This is a genomic window from Cupriavidus sp. 01T418 (assembly GCF_056398885.1).
Genome location: NZ_JBFTQG010000005.1, coordinates 197,265 through 215,976, shown reverse-complemented (window position 1 = coordinate 215,976; position 18,712 = coordinate 197,265). Strand labels below are relative to the sequence as shown.

20 protein-coding genes and 1 pseudogene are annotated in these 18,712 nt (G+C 63.8%); 8 read left to right on the top strand and 13 right to left on the bottom strand.

Going from position 1 to position 18,712, the window contains the following annotated elements:
* Nucleotides 1-2: 2 nt before the first annotated feature.
* The 5 genes and pseudogenes from AC1DQ3_RS08440 to AC1DQ3_RS08420 all read left to right on the top strand — a co-directional run bounded on the left by AC1DQ3_RS08440 (nucleotide 3) and on the right by AC1DQ3_RS08420 (nucleotide 2,980).
* Nucleotides 3-1,001 carry a tripartite tricarboxylate transporter substrate-binding protein gene (locus tag AC1DQ3_RS08440; RefSeq protein WP_477119724.1) on the top strand — a complete coding sequence of 333 codons (999 nt, stop codon included), beginning with the start codon at nucleotides 3-5 and terminating at the stop codon, nucleotides 999-1,001.
* 103 nt (nucleotides 1,002-1,104) lie between these two features.
* Nucleotides 1,105-1,474: pseudogene (locus AC1DQ3_RS08435) on the top strand (MarR family winged helix-turn-helix transcriptional regulator).
* Between the two features lie 133 nt (nucleotides 1,475-1,607).
* On the top strand, nucleotides 1,608-1,898 hold the full coding sequence (locus AC1DQ3_RS08430) for a nucleotidyltransferase family protein (protein ID WP_477119723.1): 291 nt from the start codon (nucleotides 1,608-1,610) through the stop codon (nucleotides 1,896-1,898).
* Nucleotides 1,895-2,281 (top strand): HepT-like ribonuclease domain-containing protein, encoded by a 387-nt coding sequence (locus tag AC1DQ3_RS08425; protein WP_477119722.1) that lies wholly within the window; start codon nucleotides 1,895-1,897, stop codon nucleotides 2,279-2,281. The genes AC1DQ3_RS08430 and AC1DQ3_RS08425 overlap by 4 nt, the downstream gene beginning before the upstream one ends.
* A 129-nt stretch (nucleotides 2,282-2,410) precedes the next feature.
* A complete protein-coding gene (locus AC1DQ3_RS08420; protein ID WP_477119721.1) occupies nucleotides 2,411-2,980 on the top strand; it encodes a recombinase family protein in 570 nt (189 codons plus the stop codon).
* A gap of 297 nt (nucleotides 2,981-3,277) precedes the next feature.
* Here the strand turns inward: AC1DQ3_RS08420 and AC1DQ3_RS08415 are convergent, their stop codons facing one another.
* From AC1DQ3_RS08415 to AC1DQ3_RS08405, 3 genes are all read right to left on the bottom strand, one after another.
* A complete protein-coding gene (locus AC1DQ3_RS08415; RefSeq protein ID WP_477119720.1) occupies nucleotides 3,278-4,339 on the bottom strand; it encodes a beta-keto acid cleavage family enzyme in 1,062 nt (353 codons plus the stop codon).
* Nucleotides 4,326-4,556: a hypothetical protein gene (locus AC1DQ3_RS08410; protein WP_477119719.1), complete on the bottom strand. Its 231-nt coding sequence runs from the start codon at nucleotides 4,554-4,556 to the stop codon at nucleotides 4,326-4,328. Before AC1DQ3_RS08410 ends, AC1DQ3_RS08415 begins: the two co-directional genes overlap by 14 nt.
* Before the next feature lie 319 nt (nucleotides 4,557-4,875).
* Entirely contained in the window at nucleotides 4,876-5,916 is a 1,041-nt protein-coding gene (locus tag AC1DQ3_RS08405; RefSeq protein WP_477119804.1) for a PDDEXK nuclease domain-containing protein, read from the bottom strand.
* A gap of 288 nt (nucleotides 5,917-6,204) precedes the next feature.
* On the opposite strand from AC1DQ3_RS08405, the gene AC1DQ3_RS08400 reads away from it, so the two are divergent.
* Nucleotides 6,205-6,735, top strand: coding sequence for a MarR family winged helix-turn-helix transcriptional regulator (locus AC1DQ3_RS08400; protein WP_477119718.1), 531 nt, complete (start codon nucleotides 6,205-6,207; stop codon nucleotides 6,733-6,735).
* Nucleotides 6,736-6,757: 22 nt separating this feature from the next.
* Here the strand turns inward: AC1DQ3_RS08400 and AC1DQ3_RS08395 are convergent, their stop codons facing one another.
* From AC1DQ3_RS08395 to AC1DQ3_RS08350, 10 genes are all read right to left on the bottom strand, one after another.
* Nucleotides 6,758-7,282, bottom strand: a complete 525-nt coding sequence (locus AC1DQ3_RS08395) for an aromatic-ring-hydroxylating dioxygenase subunit beta (protein WP_477119717.1) — start codon at nucleotides 7,280-7,282, stop codon at nucleotides 6,758-6,760.
* 17 nt (nucleotides 7,283-7,299) lie between these two features.
* Entirely contained in the window at nucleotides 7,300-8,589 is a 1,290-nt protein-coding gene (locus AC1DQ3_RS08390; protein WP_477119716.1) for a Rieske 2Fe-2S domain-containing protein, read from the bottom strand.
* Between the two features lie 33 nt (nucleotides 8,590-8,622).
* Nucleotides 8,623-9,897, bottom strand: a complete 1,275-nt coding sequence (locus AC1DQ3_RS08385) for an NAD(P)/FAD-dependent oxidoreductase (protein ID WP_477119715.1) — start codon at nucleotides 9,895-9,897, stop codon at nucleotides 8,623-8,625.
* Between the two features lie 9 nt (nucleotides 9,898-9,906).
* The gene (locus AC1DQ3_RS08380) at nucleotides 9,907-10,224 is read right to left on the bottom strand and encodes a non-heme iron oxygenase ferredoxin subunit (RefSeq protein ID WP_477119714.1); all 318 of its coding nucleotides are present in this window, start codon (nucleotides 10,222-10,224) and stop codon (nucleotides 9,907-9,909) included.
* 74 nt (nucleotides 10,225-10,298) lie between these two features.
* On the bottom strand, nucleotides 10,299-11,342 hold the full coding sequence (locus AC1DQ3_RS08375) for a branched-chain amino acid ABC transporter permease (RefSeq protein WP_477119803.1): 1,044 nt from the start codon (nucleotides 11,340-11,342) through the stop codon (nucleotides 10,299-10,301).
* On the bottom strand, nucleotides 11,342-12,226 hold the full coding sequence (locus tag AC1DQ3_RS08370) for a branched-chain amino acid ABC transporter permease (protein ID WP_477119713.1): 885 nt from the start codon (nucleotides 12,224-12,226) through the stop codon (nucleotides 11,342-11,344). Before AC1DQ3_RS08370 ends, AC1DQ3_RS08375 begins: the two co-directional genes overlap by 1 nt.
* 12 nt (nucleotides 12,227-12,238) lie before the next feature.
* Nucleotides 12,239-12,970: an ABC transporter ATP-binding protein gene (locus AC1DQ3_RS08365; protein WP_477119712.1), complete on the bottom strand. Its 732-nt coding sequence runs from the start codon at nucleotides 12,968-12,970 to the stop codon at nucleotides 12,239-12,241.
* Nucleotides 12,967-13,746: an ABC transporter ATP-binding protein gene (locus AC1DQ3_RS08360; RefSeq protein WP_477119711.1), complete on the bottom strand. Its 780-nt coding sequence runs from the start codon at nucleotides 13,744-13,746 to the stop codon at nucleotides 12,967-12,969. The genes AC1DQ3_RS08365 and AC1DQ3_RS08360 overlap by 4 nt, the downstream gene beginning before the upstream one ends.
* A 44-nt stretch (nucleotides 13,747-13,790) precedes the next feature.
* On the bottom strand, nucleotides 13,791-15,008 hold the full coding sequence (locus AC1DQ3_RS08355) for an ABC transporter substrate-binding protein (RefSeq protein WP_477119710.1): 1,218 nt from the start codon (nucleotides 15,006-15,008) through the stop codon (nucleotides 13,791-13,793).
* A 61-nt stretch (nucleotides 15,009-15,069) separates the two neighbouring features.
* Nucleotides 15,070-16,674, bottom strand: a complete 1,605-nt coding sequence (locus tag AC1DQ3_RS08350) for an MFS transporter (RefSeq protein WP_477119709.1) — start codon at nucleotides 16,672-16,674, stop codon at nucleotides 15,070-15,072.
* A 291-nt stretch (nucleotides 16,675-16,965) separates the two neighbouring features.
* Here AC1DQ3_RS08350 and AC1DQ3_RS08345 point away from each other — a divergent pair, with 291 nt between their 5' ends.
* Both AC1DQ3_RS08345 and AC1DQ3_RS08340 read left to right on the top strand, forming a co-directional pair.
* Nucleotides 16,966-17,928, top strand: a complete 963-nt coding sequence (locus AC1DQ3_RS08345) for an amidohydrolase family protein (RefSeq protein ID WP_477119708.1) — start codon at nucleotides 16,966-16,968, stop codon at nucleotides 17,926-17,928.
* A 23-nt stretch (nucleotides 17,929-17,951) separates the two neighbouring features.
* Complete coding sequence (locus AC1DQ3_RS08340; RefSeq protein WP_477119707.1) at nucleotides 17,952-18,704, top strand: maleate cis-trans isomerase family protein; 753 nt, start codon at nucleotides 17,952-17,954, stop codon at nucleotides 18,702-18,704.
* Nucleotides 18,705-18,712: the final 8 nt, after the last annotated feature.

Sequence of the window (18,712 nt, the reverse complement as noted above, 5' to 3'; positions counted from 1 at the left end):
TCATGCACAATCGCTTCTCCTTGCGTAAGCTGGCAACCGCGCTCACCGCCGCCGTTGCCGTCGTCGCGGCGGCCGTACCGGCCGCAGCCGGTGCCGCCAGCGCCGACACCCCCACGCGCATCGTCGTGGGGTTTGCACCGGGCGGCGCACTGGACGTATTCGCGCGCACGCTCGCGGAAAAATTGCGCGTCTCGCTCGGCGAGACCATATTGGTCGAGAACCGGCCCGGGGCTTCCGCCCGGCTGGCACTCGAATTCGTGAAGCGCGCCGCGCCGGATGGAAAAACCATCCTCATCTCGCCCGCGCCCCCGTTCACCATCTTCCCGCTGACCTATAAACGGCTGCCCTACGATCCCGACAAGGATCTCATGCCAGTCGCCTATCTGGCCGACGTGCCCCTGGTCGCCTCTGCCAGCATCAACCAGCCTTACAAGACGATGGCGGAATACATCGCGTGGGTGAAACGCAATCCGGCCTCCACCGGATTTGGCCTGGTTACGCTAGGCGGTACCGTTCACTTCGGCGTGCTTACGCTGCGCAAAACCATCGATGTGCCGCTGACCCCAACGGCCTACCGTGGCGCGGCGATGATGTTGACGGACGAGATCGGGGGCACGCTGCCCATCGGCGTCGACGCGATCGGCGGCCAGATGGAGTTGCAAAAGGCGGGGAAGATTCGCTTTCTCGGCGTGACCGGCACCAGGCGTTCGGCATTGCTTCCCGATGTACCGACGCTGCGTGAGGCTGGCGTACCGGGCTTTGACATGGCTTCGGGCTGGTATTCCGCGTTCGTGCCCGCGGGCACGCCTGCCGCGACGGCCGCACGTCTGGAGAAGGCATTCCTGGACGCGGCGAAGGAACCCGACGTGCGCGCCAAGATGGCGGCGCTCGGCATGGAGATGGCGGGACAGCCCGGCGCGCAAGCCCGCAAGACCATCAAGGCGCAGCGCGCGCAGTGGAAGCCCATCGTGGAGGCTTCCGGCTTTACGGCAGACGATTGAGCGCAGGAGGGCATGGAACCCGGCATCTGCCTGCCACCTGCCGCCGCGATGAACGCCCGCGGTCGTAGGCGTAAGGAGGGCTTCAAAGCAGAACTTCGAAGCCCTGTCCGAGTTCGGCCATGCGCTGCGCCGCTACCCGCGATTCTCCGAAATAGCGGCGCGCGCGGAGGGCATCACGCTTGCAGTACTTGCTGCTTCTACATATCAAGGGCTTCCACGACCGCGATTGGGCCACCATTGGCGAATTGGCGGAACGCTGGCAAGCCGCGCCAAACGGTGTGGGCGCCCTTGTGTCGCGTTGTGAGGCCGCGCGGTTGGTGATCCGTTTGCAGAGTGACGCGGATCGCCGTCAGGTGGAAGTGCATCTGCGAGCGCCAGGAGAGCACTGCCTGGTGCATGTGGCAACGCTTCACAAAGTCGGACTCAAGTCATTGGATTCGATTTTCAAGATAGCCAAACTGTCGATACCCTAGCTCTGACTACAGGCCCGCCAGTGCGTCCGGCGCAGCACGGGAAATCAAGGCATTGCGATTCTCGAAAATGCTTCTTGAAACTACATTCTTGATTGAATATCATCTCAATGAGTTTCGATAAGAAAGGATGCCCATGCGACCGTCCGTTGTGCTCGAGTTGAAGCGCAGCGCCGTGCGCGAAGCGACAAGCCGCTTCCGCGCGGCGAACCCGCGCGTGTTCGGCTCGGTGCTACACGGCACCGACCGGGACGGCAGCGACCTCGATCTGTTGGTCGATGCGCTGCCCGGTGCGACGCTGTTCGACCTGGGTGGCTTGCAGGACGAACTGGAAGCGCTACTCGGTGTCCATGTCGATCTGCTGACCCCGGCCGACCTGCCGCCGAAGTTCCGGGCCAAGGTGCTTGCGGAGGCGCAACCGGTATGAGCGAGAACCGCCTGCCCGACTACCTCGACCACATGCAGCAAGCCGCAACCGATGCGTGCAGCTTCGTGGAGGGGCTGGCCAAGGCTGACTTCCTTGAGGACAAGCGCACCCGGCAGGCCGTCATCATGAGCCTCATCATCATTGGCGAGGCCGCCACGAAGGTAATGGACGGCTATGCCGACTTCGCGCAGGCGCACCCTGAAGTGCCGTGGCGCAGCATGCGCGGCATGCGCAACCGCATCGCTCACGGCTACTTCGATATCAACCTCGATGTGGTGTGGGACACCGTGCAAACGGCGCTACCGGAGCTATTGAAACAACTTCCCACCGCGTGCCAGGAGGCCGAAGATGACGACCGCAATGACGATGGGATGGAGCCATGACCGAGAATCCAAAGGAACGCGCGGCCCTGAGCTATCGGTTGAGCGCGGCTGTGGTCTGGAACCCGGCCTGATCGAGGATAATCGTGCGAAGACGATTGTTGAACCGTTTCACCGGATTGCCCCCTTGTCATGTTGATCGGTTACGCACGCGTTTCGACGCAAGACCAGAATCTTGATCTTCAGCGCGAAGCGTTGACCAAGGCCGGATGCCAAAAGGTCTTTGAGGACAAGGTGAGCGGCACGCGGGCCGACCGTCCCGGCTTGGGCAAGGCCCTCGAAATGCTGCGCGAGGGCGACACCCTGGCCGTGTGGAAACTGGATCGCCTGGGTCGCAGCGTCAAGCAACTGGTTGATCTGGTTGGCGAGCTGCACAAGCGAGRCATCCAGTTCAAGAGTTTCACCGACTCCATCGACACCGACACTCCGTCGGGCCGGTTCTTCTTCCACGTCATGGCTAGCCTCGCCGAGATGGAGCGCGAGCTGACCGTGGAGCGCACGCGCGCCGGGCTGGAAGTCGCCCGGCAGCTCGGCCGCAAAGGCGGCCGCAAGCCCAAGATGACCGACAGCAAGATCGCGTCGGCCAAGAAGCTGCTGGCCAGCGGCGTCCCGCCCAAGGACGTGGCCAAAAACCTAGGCGTGTCCGTCCCTACACTGTATCGCTGGGTGCCAGCTTCAGAATGGATGACCGTCTCCACGTAGAGAGCCGGCTGCCAACCGGGTAGCACGTTCATGCATTGTGGAGCGCGCTTGTCTCGTTGCAATGGCAGACCACGTGGCCATGTTTTTTGAGGAATGAAAAGCGGCGAGCGTCACGCCGCTGCACTACGCCATCCTGACGGTACTGTAGTCCGCCCGTAAAGGGCGAGTGTGGGGCGAATGTGGGGCGAGCGCCCCGCCAACACACCCCATTTGGGAGGCGCGGCGGGGCGTATTTCCCGACTGAACACTTTTTATCGGTCTGAACGCCTCAATACACTTGGCTTGTTCTGCGTAACCTTAGTAGGCCGGCTTGCGCAGGAAGCCCTGGTTGCCACCCTTACGATTGGGCGCGAAGCCATTGGCCTGGAGCGTTTCTTCCGCCGTATCGTAGAAGACCCCGATCTGCATGATCTCTCGTGCCTGTTTCGCTGTCGCGATGGGGCGACCAAATTCGCCGGAGATACGCACCAATTGCTTGATCTGCTCGACGGAGGTGGCCTTGYCCGTGCGGGTCTGGTTCCAGAGGACATCCTCGATGCCGCAGCGCACATGCAGGCCCAAAGCGATGCCGATCATATTCACGGGCAGCACATTCAGCACCGAACTCTCCACCGTAATCACCGCGCCGTCCGGCGCAGCACGCAGGAAGTTGGCCAGGTTGTAGATGTTCGCCTGATCCATGCCGCCGCTGATAGCGACCCAGTTCATCACCAGTGGCCCCTTGTAGACGCCGCGGCGAATCATCCGCTCAATCGTTTCAAAGCTGTTGATGTTGTAGCACTGGAACTCACTCTGGATTCCGGCGGCTGTCAGGCGTCGGATGTGTTCCTCGACCCAGCTGGGATTCGAGGGCACGATCATGTCCTTGTAGGTTCCATAGAGGTGCGGGAATCCCCGCGAAACTCCCCTGAAGTCATCCTCACCAGCGTGCTCCGTCACATTCATCTGCGTGGTGTTGACGGTCACCGTCACCTGGTCGGGCTTCGGATCGAGTTCGGCCAGCATATGCCGCGTGTCGTCGGAGAGCCATTTGGCCGCAGAGCCATCGTCCTCGGGCGCAAAGCTGATCGAGCCACCCACCTGGATGACCATCTCGGGCACGGCCTTGCGCACCCCGGCGATCAGCTCATTGAACATGGACAGGCGCTTGCTGCCCCTGCCATCGAGTTCGCGCACGTGCAGGTGCAGCACGGTGGCACCGGCTTCATAGCAATCCACCGCCTTCTGGATCTGCTCCTCCATCGTAATTGGGATATCTTCCGGGAAGTCCGAAGGAATCCAGCCCGGCGCGTAGGGAGCGGCTGTGATGATCAGGGGCTGCTGGTTCTCGGGATACAGGTGGCCGTCAAGGAAGTTCATGATGTGGGATCTCCAGATTGAAATGTGAATATTTAGAATGTCGAACTAGATGAGAAAGCTTTAGCACCCCATTTGCAGCACTATCTTCGGCAGGGCCGGTGCGCAGGCGATTCAGTATTTCGTCGAACATGAACATGCGCTTGGAGCCCGTCACTGGCACATCGTCCGAATCGCCGGGCAGCCATTGCAGTCCGTAGGGCGCGGCCTGAATGATCATAGGCTGTGATTTTCAGGCCGCAAAGATACGTCGATGAGGTGCATGGAAGTCTCCTTAAAGCGTTGATGTCCACGGTCCAGGACAATGAGTGAATCATCTGGCCTGGCACCGCTTCCCGCTTTACATTGGATGTCTCGAACTTAACTTCTCATGACAACGACGCGGCCCTGTCCATTGAGCCACCGTCAAGGCACATACGCCCGTCAACCTGGAAGACGGCGTACGCGAGCAGAATGGAAGCTCTGGTGCATCTCAGTAAATAGCGATGTCGAGTTGGTCGTGCCGGGGTGAACGAATTGAGAGCCGACGCCTCGCAGGCTTAATCGCCCCCATTACCCCTGGCTTCAGGCTCCAATTCCTGAGTCAGCGCTTCCACGCTCGGCAGACTTTCCTGCAGTTCGGCCGGCAGCTCTGCCACCAGCTGATACTGGGCCACGCCAATCGGATTTCCCATGCCGCGCAGTGCGTACTCGACAACCAGCCGATTGTGCTCCTGGCATAGCAGCAGCCCGATAGTGGGATTGTCGGCCGCTGTCTTCATCTCGGCATCGACCGCCGACAGGTAGAAACTGATCTGTCCCGCATACTCCGGCTTGAAAGCGCCTGTCTTCAGTTCGATTACGATGTAACAGCGCAGCTTTAGGTGGTAGAAGAGTAGATCGAGATAGAAGTCCTCGCCCCCCACTTCGAGATGGACCTGGCGGCCAACATAGGCAAAACCGGCCCCAAGTTCGAGCAGAAAACGGGTAATGTGATCGACTAGCGCTGTCTCCAGGTCTCGCTCCGTCGCATCGGCACGCAAGCTCAGGAAGTCGAAGACGTAGGGATCCTTGAGTGTGGCCCGCGCCAAGTCCGACTGCGGCGACGGCAACTGGGCGGCGAAGTTGTTTGGCGCCTGTGCCGCCCGGTCGACCAGGCGAGTTTCGATCTGCGCCACCAGTACGGCGCGGGACCAGCCGTGCGCGGCCGCTTGCTGTGCGTACCACTGGCGCTGCTCGACCGATTTGAGCTTCTGCAACAGCGCCTGGTTGTGCCCCCAGGGCAATTGTCCAACAAGCTGTTGGACAATTGCTGCATCGGGCCACGCTTCGGCGAATGCGCGCATCGCCATTAGGTTGGAGCGCGAGAGCCCTCTCATGTCGGGAAACTCCTGCCGCAGATCCTGCGCTAAGCGCTCGATTACCTTGGCACCCCACCCCTGCTTAGCCTGCCGCTCAAGGATCTCCTTGCCGATATCCCAGTACAGCGTGACCAAGGTCTGGTTGAGGGCAGTCGCCGCGCGTTGCTGCGCACGCCCGATGCGGGATTTGAGTGAGGCAAGCCAATCAGCATAGTCGGGAGGCAGCGGCACGGAAACCATGGCAGGGAGGCAGAGAAGATACATTACGAGCAGTATAGAGCACGCAACGGCTACGCCTTGCCATACACCGGGCCGTCGGTTTTCATTTGCCATCGAGCGTGATGGTCTTCGGCGGGCTGGCTCAAAGTGATGGCCTGCAAACAGCTTGTCCAGGCTCTTGCACTTGCTCATCGTCGGCTCTCAATCGCTAGCCAATTCGACATCGCTATTTGCACCCGAGCCCGTTCTGGCCCCATGCCGGGGCGAGTCGTCTATACTTGTCAGTATGCTAACAATTTGGTGAGTGGAATGTCCACCGAGAAACGTCAAACGGCGCACACCGCGCCCCCGGTCGAGGATCAAGCGCAATCCGAAGCGGACCCGGCCAAGGAACTTCTCTGGGCCCGGCCAGGTTTTCTCGTGCGCCGCCTGCACCAGATCCACGTGGCCATGTTTTTCGAGGAATGCAAGTCGGCGAGCATCACGCCGGTGCAGTACGCCATCCTGACGGTACTGTCGGTGCTGCCGGGGCTGGACCAGACTTCGCTGGGGCAGGAAGTGGGCTTCGACCGCACCACCACGGCCGACGTGGTGCGGCGGCTGGAAGAGCGCGGCCTGGTCGAGCGCAAGGATAATCCGGCCGACCGGCGCACGCGTCACGTGCACCTGACCAAGGAAGGCCAGAAGGTGGTGGCGTCGCTGCGCGCCGATATGGAGCGCGCGCAGGAGCGCATGCTGGCGCCGCTGCGCCCGGCGCAGCGCAAGGTGTTCATGGACCTGCTGGCGACGCTGGTGGAGGCCAACAACGACTACAGCCGCACGGTGCTGCGCATCATTTGATGCGCAGCACCGTGCGCGCGGGTTACACCGGGTAGACCAGGTCGTTGGCGATGATGGTGGTGTCGTACACGACCTGGCGCTCGGCCAGCAGCAGCTGGCCCTGGGTGCGGGCAAAACGGTCGTGATAGGTGCCCGCCATGTGGATGGTGGTGGGACCTTCGACCAGCGTTTGCAGCAGCAGGAAGCTGGCTTGCGCATGGATCTCGCCATACGCGGTTTCCTCGGTGACGCGGGTGTTGGTGACGAGATGCAGCATATGGCGCGGCGCGAACATCTGGGTGCGTGCGATCGCCACCGCGCGGTCGTGCATCATGCCGCGGCCTTCGGCGTAGACCAGTCCCACGGGCATGCCGAGTTCCACGTTCTCCCTTGCCGTGACGCGGTAGATGCAATCCTCGGTAAAAAAATCCGGCCACGATTCCACCAGGCCGGCATCGAGCACGGCGCAGTATTCGGCGTGGAAGGCATCGATCTCCATGCGCAGCGCCTGTGCGCGCGCGGGCTCCAGCTTGCAGGGACGGTAGAGGGTATGAGCCGTCGGTGTCATGGTTGGTGTCATGCTGTTCAGAACCCCATCACGCTGCGATAGTATTGGTACATGGCGCGGATCGCGGATTCCGAGATCAGCGAGTTGGCGGTGCCGACGTGGCCGGGGTCCAGCTTCAGCACGTTGCGGTCGGTGCTGGAGCGGCGCACGCCTTCCTGCACGAACTTCATCGCTTCGTTGTCTTCCAGCCCGAGGAAGCCGGCCGGTCCCATCAGGTTGCCCTGGCGCAGGCGGTGCCGCGTCATCTCCTCGCTGTCGTCCTCATAGCCGAACATGGTCCATTGCATCAGCATGCTGTCCGGGCCGTTGGGCACGATCTGGCGCACGCCCAGCGTATTCATCTCGCGCTGCACGATCAGGTTTGGCCAGATGGTCTGCATGGTGACGGACCACGGCGAGTCGAACTCCTTGATGTATTCCAGGAAGCGGTCGTCCTGCAGGCGCATGCCCTCGTGGAAGGAGCGCATTTCCTTCTTGTTCTCTTCGCTCACCGCGGCGTACTTGTCTTCCTTCTTGGCCGAGGCCATGGTGCCGTGGCGGCCGTGCACCGGGTCGGCGATCATGGCGGAGTCGTTGCCGGCCACCAGCAGGCCGAACACCACCAGGAAGGAATGCAGCAACGTGGCGTGGTAGGGGTCTTTCAGGTTCTCGTGGTACATCTTCCAGTTGCACGGCAACTCATTCTTGTAGTACCCGAGGATCTTGAGCGGCTTGCCGTTGAACACCACGTCGAAATCCTTGAGGATCTCGGGCGTGAGGTACGCCTCCAGGCTCTCCATATCGCTGGCGTAGGAGGCGAAGATCACGCCGTTGCGCGTGGCCACCTGCAGCTTCAACAGGCCGTGGTCTTCGTTGCGGAAGTCCTTGGGCATGCCGCCGGCGCGGTTGACGCCGCGCTTGAACGGGACGCCCTGCAGGTTGCCCTTGAGATCGTAAGACCACTGGTGATAGGGGCAGACGAACTCCGTGGTATTGCCCTGGCCGTGCCGGCAGAACTCCGCGCCGCGGTGGGCGCAGCGGTTCTCGAAGACATTGATCGAGCCGTCCTCGGCGCGCGCCACGACGACTGGCGTGGACCCGACATAGGATCGCTTGAAGTCGCCGGAGTTGGGGATCTCGGCCTCCAGCGCGACGAAGTTCCACGAGCGGCCGCGGAAGATCTTTTCCAGCTCCATGTCGTACACGGCGTTGCTGGTGTACACCCAGTCAGGGATGAAATGCAGGGCGTCCTGCGGCCACTGGCAGGCGGCCAGTTCGGCATCCTTGGCGCGCGGCGTGCGGTTGATGACCGCGTGGGTCTGGTACATGTCGGTTCCTCGTTCGGGATCGTTCGGGATCGTTCAGGATTCGGTCTGGCCCGCGAGCGCGGCGGCGGCCTCGCGTACCGCTTGCTTCAGGGGCCGGGCGGTGTTGCAGAGCAGGCCGATGTCGCAGGCGGTGCGCTGTTCGATCAGGTTGCGGAGCTGGCGCAGGTCGCCGCCCGCATTGACGGCGATAGCGTGGCGCAGTTGCGCGCCGGCCATGCCAAGCAGCAGGAATCGGGGGGCGTCGCCGTCCGCCGTGCCGCGCAGGGTGTAACACAGGGTCGGGTCCACCGCGCCCAGCATCTGGATGTTGCAGCCGAGCTGGTCGGTCCAGAACCAGGGCACGGCGGCCGGTGCCGTCTCCACGCCGAGCATGGCGGCGGCGGCGATGCGGGCCTGCTCGTTGGCGTTCTGCCACGACTCCAGCCGGACTTCCTGGCCAAACAGCGGCTGGTACTGGCTGGTGCAATCGCCGGCGGCGAACACGCCCGGCGCGCTGGTGCGGCAGTGCGCATCGACCTGGATGCCGCCGTTGCCCGGATGGAGCGCCAGCCCGGCGGCCTGCGCCAGGCCAACATCGGGATGCAGCCCGATGGCGACCACTGCCAGCGGTGCGTGCAAGGCGGAGCCGTCCGTCAGCGTGACGGCAACCCTGTTCGTGGCCGGCGGGATCGAGGCGATCCCGCAGCCCAGGCGCAGGTCGATGCCGAGGCTGCGCACGCGCTGCGCCAGCCAGTCGGAAAACACGGCAGGCACGGCGCGCTGCAGCAACCGCGGCGCAGCTTCGATCACCGTGACCTCCAGTCCCGCCGCGCGGGCGGTGGAGGCCGTTTCCAGGCCCAGGAAGCCGCCGCCGATCACCAGCACGGAGCGCTCCCGGCGCAGGGCGGCGCGCAGGCCGCGCGCATCGCCCAGCGAGCGCAGGTAGTGCACGCGCGCCATGCCTTCCGGCAAGGCGGGCAGGGTGCGGGCACGCCCGCCGGTGGCCAGCAGGCAGCGGCTGAAGGCAATCGCCTGGCCATCGGCGCAGCGGGCCGTGCCACTGGTGGGATCGAGCGACGTCACGGTCGTGCCCAGACGCAGGTCGATGCCTTGCTCGGCATAAAAGCCCGCCGCGTGCACGCCGATGCGTTCGTCCTGCTGCTCGTCCGCCAGCACGGCCTTGGACAGCGGCGGGCGCTCATAGGGCGCATGGGCCTCGCCGCCGACCATGACGATGCCGCCGTCATGGCCTAGCGAGCGCAGCGCGGCTGCGGCGGTGGCGCCGGCCTGGCCGGCGCCGATGATCAGGATGGGGGCGTCTTGTGGCATGGCGGGGGCTCAGGCGGTGACCATGACGTCGACCATCACGTCGCTGTCGACGATCCTGACCGGATAGACGCGGATGCCCTGGGTGGCAGGCGCGCACATGGCTTTCCCGGTGCGGATGTCGAAACGCGCCTGGTGCAGCGGGCATTCGATGCAGCCGTCTTCCAGGTAGCCGTCCGACAGCAACGCGTACTGATGCGTGCAGACATTGTCGGTGACGAAGTATTCCCCTTCGCTGCGGTACAGCGCCAGCTGCGCGTCCCCGAGCGTGAGCGGCATTACTTCATCGTCCTGAAGCTGGCCGGTAGTGGCGATCTTGGTCCAAGCCATGATGCATCTCCATTAATCAGTATGCTGAGTATTAATGATCAGTGTACTGATTTAAATTGCCGACTGAATCAGCGTTAACCCTTGGCTGTGGTCGAGGTGGCGGAATGGCCGTGGAAGGCGGGCCCAGGCCGCGCCGGCGCCTCCCGGCGGGCCCGCAGCACCTGCACCTCGCCCATGATCCCGCGCCGCAAGGTAAGCACGCAGACCACAAAGATCAGGCCCGTGACCATGCTGACCGATTCGCCCAGCGTGTTGAACCAGTCGACGCCCGTCAGCGCGGCCAGGCTGCTGCCAACATCACCCAGCTTGTTTTCCACCGCGACGATCACCAACGCGCCCATGATGGGCCCGGAGAGGGTGCCCATGCCCCCCACCAGCGTCATCAGGATGACCGATCCGGACATGGCCCAGTGCACGTCGGTGAGCGTCGCGAAGCCGAGCACCAGCGTCTTCAGGGCGCCCGCCAGCCCGGCCAGCGCCGACGACAGCACGAAGGCCAGCAGCTTGAAGCGGTCGGTGTCGTAGCCTAGCGAAATGGCGCGCGGCTCGTTCTCCTTGATCGCCCGCAGCACCTGCCCGAACGGCGAGTTGACCACGCGCGCGATCAACAGTAGCGCGGCCCCCGTCACGGCCGCCGCCACGTAATACATGGTCAGGTCGCTCTCCAGCGGAACCAGTCCGAGCAGGGCGCCGCGCGGCACCGCTTGCAAGCCGTCCTCGCCGCCGGTGACGGGCGCCTGCAGGCAGAAGAAGTAGAACATCTGGGCCAGCGCCAGCGTGACCATGGCGAAGTAGATGCCCTGGCGCCGGATCGCCAGCGCGCCGAAGGCCAGGCCGAGCAGCGCGCCGAAGGCTGTGCCGGCCAGCAGGCCCAGCTCCGGCGTCGCGTGCAGCGATTTCATCACGTAGCCGCAGGCATAGGCCGCGCCGCCGAAGAAGGCGGCATGGCCGAAGGACAGCAGGCCGGTAAAGCCCAGCAGCAGGTTGAAGGCACAGGCAAACAGGGCAAAGCACATCAGCTTCATCGCCAGCACCGGGTAGGCGCCGAGGAAGGGCGCCAGCGCGACGGCCGCCGCCAGCAGGGCGATAATCAGGCGCGCGCGTGAGTCGTTGATCATCATTTTTCCTTTCCGAACAAGCCGGCGGGGCGCACCATCAGCACGCACACCATGGCCACGAAGACGACGGTCGCCGAGGCTTCCGGGTAGAACACCTTGGTCATGCCCTCGAATACCCCCAGGCCGAGGCCGGTGAAGATGGAGCCGAGGATGGATCCCATCCCGCCGATCACCACCACCGCGAACACGGTGATGATCAGGTTCTGCCCCATCAGCGGCGAGATCTGCATCACCGGCGCGGCCAGCACGCCGGCAAAGGCGGCCAGCCCCACGCCGAAGGCATAGGTCAGCGTGACCAGCAGGGGCACGTTGATGCCGAATGCTTCCACCATGCGGGGGTTCTCGGTGCCGGCGCGCAGGTAGGCGCCGAGCCTTGTCTTCTCGATTACGTACCAGGTCACGAAGCACACCGTGAGCGAGGCCACGACGACCCAGGCGCGGTAATTGGGCAACACCATGAAGCCCACGCTGGTGGCGCCGCTCAGCGCTTCGGGCGTGGCATAGGACATGCCGGACACACCGTAGGCCGAGCGCAGCAGGCCTTCGATCAGCAAGCAGATGCCCAGCGTCAGCAACAGCCCGTAGAGGTGGTCGAAGCGGTAGAGGCGGCGCAGCATGGTGCGTTCCAGCACCACGCCCAGCGCGCCGGTAACCAACGGCGCGAGCAGCAGCATCAGCCAGTAGTCAAGGCCGAGGTAGCTCATGCCCATCCATGCCAGCACGGCACCCAGCATGAACAGGGCGCCATGGGCGAAGTTGATGACGTTGAGCAGGCCGAAGATGACCGCCAGGCCGAGACTGAGGATGGCGTAGAACGAGCCGTTGACGAGGCCGAGCAGCAACTGGCTCAGCAGGGCGGACACAGGTATGCCAATAAAATCCATTGCGATGGTTCCTTACACGCCGAGCAGGGCGTTGAGCGTGGGCATCTTGTGCCCGAGCGCGCCGGCGTCGAAGCTCTCCACCATGCGGCCGTGCTCCATCACATAGAAGCGGTCGGCCAGAGGCGCGGCGAAGCGGAAGTTCTGCTCCACCATCACGATGGTGTAGCCGCGCTTCTTCAGGGTGGTGATCATTCTTGCCAGTGTTTGTACGATGACGGGCGCGAGGCCTTCGGAGATTTCATCAAGCAGCAGCACGCTGGCGCGGGTGCGCAGGATGCGCGCGACCGCCAGCATCTGCTGCTCGCCGCCCGACATCCGGGTGCCCTGGCTCTTGCGGCGCTCCCACAGGTTGGGGAACATCGCATAGATCTCGTCCAGCGGCATCGGCTCGCGGCCCGCCGTTGCGCCATCCGGCTTGAACACCGGCGGCAGCATCAGGTTCTCCTCGCACGACAGGCTGGAGAAGATGGCGCGTTCCTCGGGGCAATAGCCAAGCCCCAGCGGCGCGATGCGGTGCGTCTTCATGCCGATGGTCTCGGTGCCGTTGACGCGGATCGAGCCTTTGCGGGCGCCGACGAGCCCCATGATCGCGCGCATGGTCGTGGTGCGGCCCGCGCCATTGCGGCCGAGCACCGTGACCACTTCGCCCGGATTGACGCTCAGGTCCACCCCGTGGAGGATGTGGGACTCGCCATACCAGGCGTGCAGGTCCTTGATCTGCAGGGCAGGGGTCGGGTGGGTCATGGCGTTGCCTCCGTCAGTGCGGCATCGGCCGTGCCCATGTACGCTTCCATCACCTGCGGGTTCCGCGCCATTTCCTCGTAAGGCCCTTCGGCCAGGATGGCGCCGCGCTGGAGCACGGTGATGCGGTCCGCGATGGATGACACCACGCTCATATTGTGTTCTACCATCAGCACGGTGCGTCCCGCTGAAACCTGCTTGATCAAGGCGGTGACTACCTCCACGTCTTCATGCCCCATGCCTTGCGTGGGTTCGTCGAGCAGCATCAGCTCCGGGTCCATGGCGAGCGTGGTGGCGATTTCCAGCGCGCGCTTGCGCCCGTACGCCAGTTCGGCGGTGGGCAGGTCGGCAAAGCCTTCCAGGCCAACGGCCTTCAGCAGCGATATCGAGCGGTCATTGAGCGCATCGAGGGAGCGCTTGCTTTTCCAGAAGTGATACGCGGTGCCCAGCTTGCGCTGAAGCGCCACGCGTACGTTTTCCATCACCGTGAGTTGCGGGAACACCGCCGAGATCTGGAAGGAGCGGATCACGCCCTTGCGGGCGATCTGGGCCGGGCGCTCCCGCGTGATGTCCTCGCCGTTGAACAGGATGGCGCCGGCGGAGGGCGTGTGGAACTTGGTCAGCAGGTTGAAGCAGGTGGTCTTGCCGGCGCCATTGGGCCCGATCAGGGCGTGGATGGCGCCGCGCCGTACCCGCAAATCGACCCTGCTGACGGCGGTGAAGCCCTTGAACTCCTTGGTGAGTCCGCGGGTTTCAAGGATGACGTCAGCCTGGCTCATGCGCGCTCCGCGTTGGTGTCATTGCATCGTGTCGCCATCGCGCCTCACTTCTTCACGAGCGCGCATTCGCTTGCGGACAGCGGGCGGAACGCCGCGTCGCCGGGAATGGTGCCGAGGTATTTGACGAGATCCCACGGGCCCTTCGACTCCGTCGGCGACTTGGCCTGCGCCAGGTACATGTCATGCACCATCCGGCCATCCGCGCGCACCTTGCCGCCATGCACGAAGTCATCGTCGACCACCAGGGCGCGCATCTTTTCCGCCACGGCCGGCCCATCCACCGTCTTGGCCGCCTCGATCGCCTTGAGGTAATGCAGCACGCCGGAGTAGACGCCGATCTGGCCATGCGTCGGGTAGGCCTTCTGCTTGGCGAAGAAGCGCTCGACGAAGGCCTTCGACCTGGCGTCGAGATCCAGCTTGAACGGGTCCACATAGGTCAGACCCTGCGCCACGCTGGGCCCCAGGCTCTTCAGGTCGGTGATGAAGGTCGAGGGCGTAATCACGGTCTGGCCGCCTTTGATCAGGCCGAATTCGCCGGCCGCCTTGACGCCGTTGATCATGTCATTGCCCGCGTTGGCCAGCACTACCACCTTGGCCTTGGACGCGGACGCCGCCACGATGGGGCTGCTGAAGTCGCTGGCATTGAGCGGGTGTTTGGTGCTGCCGACATTCTTGCCGCCGCTGGCATCCACCTCTTTGCGGAAATCCGATTCCAGAGACTGGCCGAATGCGTAGTCCACGGTGATGTAGTACCAGCTGCTCTTGCCGTCGGCGATCAGACGCTTGACCAGCGGCGCCGATACCGAGTAGGTATCCCAGCCCCAGTGGAAGCCGGTGGGCGAGCAGTTCTGGTTGGTCAGCGCCATGGCGCCGCCCGTCGAGACGATATTGATCTTCTGCTTTTGCCTGGCGATTTCCTGTACGGCCAGCGCGGTGGAGGAGTTGGGGAAGTCGATCACCATGTCCACGCCATCGGTATCGAACCAGCGGCGCGCCAGCGACGAGGCGATATCCGCCTTGTTCTGGTGGTCGCCCGACAGCACCGTGACCGGCTTGCCGAGCACTTTGCCGCCGAATTCCTCCACCGCCATCTGCGCTGCGAGCACCGAGCCGCGGCCCGAGAGATCGGCGTAGGAGCCGGACATGTCGGTAATCACGCCAACCTTGACACCGCTGGCATCCGCCAGGGCGGCGGTGCCATATATCAGGGCAATCAGGGCAGGCACCAGGGCGATGCGTTGGGTTTTGTGCAGAGACTTCATTGGGGCGCTCCAGACAGGGTGGATGAAAAACGGAAAGCAGGAAGAGGGGGCACGGCCCGGCTCAGGCATCCAGGTCGCGGCCCCGCGTTTCGGGCACGAACAGCATGCCGATCACAAACGCGAAGGCGGCGATCGAGACCGGATACCACAGGCCGAAGTAGACGCTGCCACTGGATACGTTCATCGCCGTCACCACGAAGGACAGCATGCCGCCGACCCAGCCGGCGCCAAGGTGGAAGGGCAGGGACAGCGAGGTGTAGCGGATGCGCGCCGGGAACAACTCCACCATGAACGCCGCCAGCGGGCCGTACACCATGGCGAGGAAGAGGATGGGAATCAGCAGCATCAGGAACAGCATCGGGCGGTTGATGGCGGCCGGGTCGGCGCGCTCGGGCCAGCCAGCGGCAAGCAGGGCCTGCTTGATTGCCTTGCTGTCGAAACCCTGCAGCGTGGCGTTGCCGATGCGCAGTTCGGGCTGCGGGCGGCGCTCGTCCTGGATGAATTCGTAGCCCACGCCGAGATCCGTCAGGTAGCCCTTGGCCTTGTCGCACGCGGATGCCGGCTCGGCAAACAGGCGGAAGTGGCAATCGCCGGCGCGCAGCTGCACGGTGTTGCGCTGCTGGAACTGTTCGAGCGCCGGATTGGCGTAATGCGTCAGCGCCTTGAAGATGGGCTGCGTGGTGAGGGCGGCCAGCAGGCAGGCGGCCATCATGATGTGCTTGCGGCCAATCCGGTCGGACAGCCAGCCGAAGAACAGGTAGCAGGGCGTGGCGATCACCAGCGCGATGCCGATCAGCAGATGCACCAGTTCCAGCGGCACGTGCAGCGTCTTGTTGACGAAAAACATCGTGTAGAAATGCCCGGTCCCGAAGATGGCCCCGAGCCCCGCGGCCACCACGAACAGCAGCAGCACATATTTCAGGTTGGCCCAGTGCGTGAAGCTGTCCAGGATGGGCGATTTCGACGTGTTGTTGCCGGCCTTCATGCGCGCGAAGATCGGCGACTCGTGCAGCTTGCCGCGGATATAGACCGATACCACCAGCATCAGGAAGGACACCAGGAAGGGCAGGCGCCAGCCCCATTCGCGAAACTGCGCCTCGCTCAGGAAGGTCTTGAGCAGGTACACCACCAGCAGCGAGGAGAGCAAGCCGAGGGTGGCCGTGGTCTGCAGCGAACTGGTGTAGAGGCCGCGCTTTTCGACCGGCGAATGCTCGGCGACGTAGGTCACCGCGCCGCCCACCTCGCCGCCCAGCGCCAGCCCTTGCAGCAGGCGCAACAGCACCAGCAGGATGGTCGCCGTGATGCCGATCTGGCCATACGTAGGCAGCAATCCGACGCCCACGGTGGCGATTCCCATCAGCAGGATCGTCACCAGGAAAGTGTACTTGCGGCCGATCAGGTCGCCCAGCCGGCCGAACAGCAAGGCGCCGATGGGGCGCACCAGGAAGCCCGCGCCGAAGGTGGCCAGGCTGGCCAGGAAAGCGGTGGTCTCGTTGCCGGGCGGGAAGAACAATGCACCAAAGTAGACAGCGAGCGCCGCGTAGATATAAAAGTCGTACCACTCCATCAGCGCCCCGAAAGACGACGCAAGGATCACCTTGCGCTCTTCCCTTGTCATGCCTTGCTTGCGCGCGGCGGCACTGTCACTGGTCAGGCTGATTGTCATGGCCGTATTTCTCCTTGGGGGCGTCCCAGCTAGTGCGTGTGTGTGCGCCACACTGTCAGTATGCTGAGTAATTTCAATCAGTGTACTGAGCAGAATTTGGAAGTGTTATGGGGGTTAACCCTTTTGACTCCGGCTAGACATTCCACAACCTCGTTGCTATATTAAAAATGCTCAGCATACTGAACAATTAAACGGGCAAGGCTTCGCAAGGACAACGGCACGCACCTTCGCCGTCCCCGTCTCATGGCCTGTCTCGAAGCACGCCCCCACCACATCAGGAGTCGCCACAGCATGACGAGAATACGGAAAATTGCCCTGGAGGAACACTTCATGGCCCCCGGTTTCCAGGCCTATTCGAAGGGATATCTCCAGCATATCGATGCGGCGGTGATGGCCGATCTCGCGAAGCGCCTCGCCGATTTCGACGACATCCGCATCGGCGAGATGGACCGTGCCGGCATCGATTTCACCGTGCTCTCGCAGACCGGTCCCGGCGTGCAGGGCGAAACGGACCGTGCCGCCGCCATCGGCCGCGCCCGCGAGAACAACGATTTCCTGGCCGCGCAAGTGGCCCGCCATCCCACCCGCTTCGCTGGCTTTGCCGCGCTGCCGATGCACGATCCCGTGACGGCGGCGGACGAACTGGAGCGCGCGGTGAAGCAGCTCGGCTTCAAGGGGGCGCTGGTCAACGGCCACACCCAGGGCATGTACTACGACGACCCCGCATACGACGCGTTCTGGGAGCGCATGCAGGAGCTGGACGTGCCGATGTACCTGCATCCGACCGACGCCTATGTGATGCCGCATGTGTACGCCGGGCATCCCGAGATCAGCGGCGCGGCCTGGGGCTGGGGCGTGGAAACGGCCAGCCATGCGCTGCGCCTTGTATTCAGCGGCGTGTTCGACCGCTTCCCCCGGCTCAAGATCATTCTTGGCCATATGGGCGAAGGACTGCCGTTCCAGCGCTGGCGTTTCGACAGCCGTTTCGCTGTGTACTCGCACGGCATCAGGCTGGCGAAGAAGCCTTCCGAATACATCGGCAGCAATATTGTGATCACCACCTCCGGCGTGTGCTCGCCGGCCGCGCTGAGCGGCGCCATTGCCGAGATGGGCGCCGAGGCCGTGCTGTTCTCGGTCGACTATCCCTACGAATCCACCGCGATCGCCGCGGACTTTATCGAGCAGGCACCGATGGACGACGCGACCCGAAGCCTCGTCTGCCATGGCAACGCCGAACGTATTCTCAAGCTTTGAACCCCGAAATAACGGAGCGCCCCGTGCAAAAGACCTTCCGGATCGGCCAGATCGTGCCGAGCTCGAACACCACGATGGAAACCGAAATCCCCGCGATGCTGCTGGCGCGCCAGCAGGTGCGGCCCGAGCGGTTCACCTTTCACTCCAGCCGCATGCGCATGAAGAAGGTGGTCAAGGAGGAACTGGCGGCGATGGACGCCGAGTCCGACCGCTGCGCGCTTGAACTCAGCGACGCCCGCGTCGACGTGCTGGGCTACGCCTGCCTGGTAGCGATCATGGCGATGGGCCACGGCTACCACCGCGTCTCGGAGAAACGCCTGCAGGCCCATACCGCCGCGAATGGCGCGGACGCGCCGGTGGTCACCAGCGCCGGGGCACTGATCGATGCGCTCAAGGTGATCGGCGCCAGGCGCATCGCCGTGGTCGCGCCCTATATGAAGCCGCTGACGGAGCTGGTGGTGGACTACATCCGCAACGAGGGCTTCGAAGTGGTGGACTGGCGCGCGCTGGAAATCCCCGACAACCTCGAAGTGGGCCGTCATGATCCCGCCAGGCTGCCCGGCATCGTCGCGCAGATGAACACCAGGGACGTCGACGCCATCGTGCTGTCGGCCTGCGTGCAGATGCCTTCGCTGCCGGCCGTGGCCAAGGTGGAAGCGATGACCGGCAAGCCCGTGATCACCGCGGCCATCGCCACCACCTACGCCATCCTCAAGCAGCTCGACCTGGAGCCGGTCGTGCCCGGCGCCGGCGCTTTGCTGTCCGGCGCTTACTGAGCGCCCCG

What these genes read in the sequence shown, in the direction of transcription:
- AC1DQ3_RS08440 (WP_477119724.1), top strand. Translation starts at nt 3, where the DNA reads ATGCACAATCGCTTCTCCTTGCGTAAGCTGGCAACCGCGCTCACCGCC.
- AC1DQ3_RS08430 (WP_477119723.1), top strand. Translation starts at nt 1,608, where the DNA reads ATGCGACCGTCCGTTGTGCTCGAGTTGAAGCGCAGCGCCGTGCGCGAA.
- AC1DQ3_RS08425 (WP_477119722.1), top strand. Translation starts at nt 1,895, where the DNA reads ATGAGCGAGAACCGCCTGCCCGACTACCTCGACCACATGCAGCAAGCC.
- AC1DQ3_RS08410 (WP_477119719.1), bottom strand. Translation starts at nt 4,556, where the DNA reads ATGATCATTCAGGCCGCGCCCTACGGACTGCAATGGCTGCCCGGCGAT.
- AC1DQ3_RS08405 (WP_477119804.1), bottom strand. Translation starts at nt 5,916, where the DNA reads ATGGTTTCCGTGCCGCTGCCTCCCGACTATGCTGATTGGCTTGCCTCA.
- AC1DQ3_RS08400 (WP_477119718.1), top strand. Translation starts at nt 6,205, where the DNA reads ATGTCCACCGAGAAACGTCAAACGGCGCACACCGCGCCCCCGGTCGAG.
- AC1DQ3_RS08395 (WP_477119717.1), bottom strand. Translation starts at nt 7,282, where the DNA reads ATGACACCGACGGCTCATACCCTCTACCGTCCCTGCAAGCTGGAGCCC.
- AC1DQ3_RS08390 (WP_477119716.1), bottom strand. Translation starts at nt 8,589, where the DNA reads ATGTACCAGACCCACGCGGTCATCAACCGCACGCCGCGCGCCAAGGAT.
- AC1DQ3_RS08385 (WP_477119715.1), bottom strand. Translation starts at nt 9,897, where the DNA reads ATGCCACAAGACGCCCCCATCCTGATCATCGGCGCCGGCCAGGCCGGC.
- AC1DQ3_RS08380 (WP_477119714.1), bottom strand. Translation starts at nt 10,224, where the DNA reads ATGGCTTGGACCAAGATCGCCACTACCGGCCAGCTTCAGGACGATGAA.
- AC1DQ3_RS08375 (WP_477119803.1), bottom strand. Translation starts at nt 11,342, where the DNA reads ATGATCAACGACTCACGCGCGCGCCTGATTATCGCCCTGCTGGCGGCG.
- AC1DQ3_RS08370 (WP_477119713.1), bottom strand. Translation starts at nt 12,226, where the DNA reads ATGGATTTTATTGGCATACCTGTGTCCGCCCTGCTGAGCCAGTTGCTG.
- AC1DQ3_RS08365 (WP_477119712.1), bottom strand. Translation starts at nt 12,970, where the DNA reads ATGACCCACCCGACCCCTGCCCTGCAGATCAAGGACCTGCACGCCTGG.
- AC1DQ3_RS08360 (WP_477119711.1), bottom strand. Translation starts at nt 13,746, where the DNA reads ATGAGCCAGGCTGACGTCATCCTTGAAACCCGCGGACTCACCAAGGAG.
- AC1DQ3_RS08355 (WP_477119710.1), bottom strand. Translation starts at nt 15,008, where the DNA reads ATGAAGTCTCTGCACAAAACCCAACGCATCGCCCTGGTGCCTGCCCTG.
- AC1DQ3_RS08350 (WP_477119709.1), bottom strand. Translation starts at nt 16,674, where the DNA reads ATGACAATCAGCCTGACCAGTGACAGTGCCGCCGCGCGCAAGCAAGGC.
- AC1DQ3_RS08345 (WP_477119708.1), top strand. Translation starts at nt 16,966, where the DNA reads ATGACGAGAATACGGAAAATTGCCCTGGAGGAACACTTCATGGCCCCC.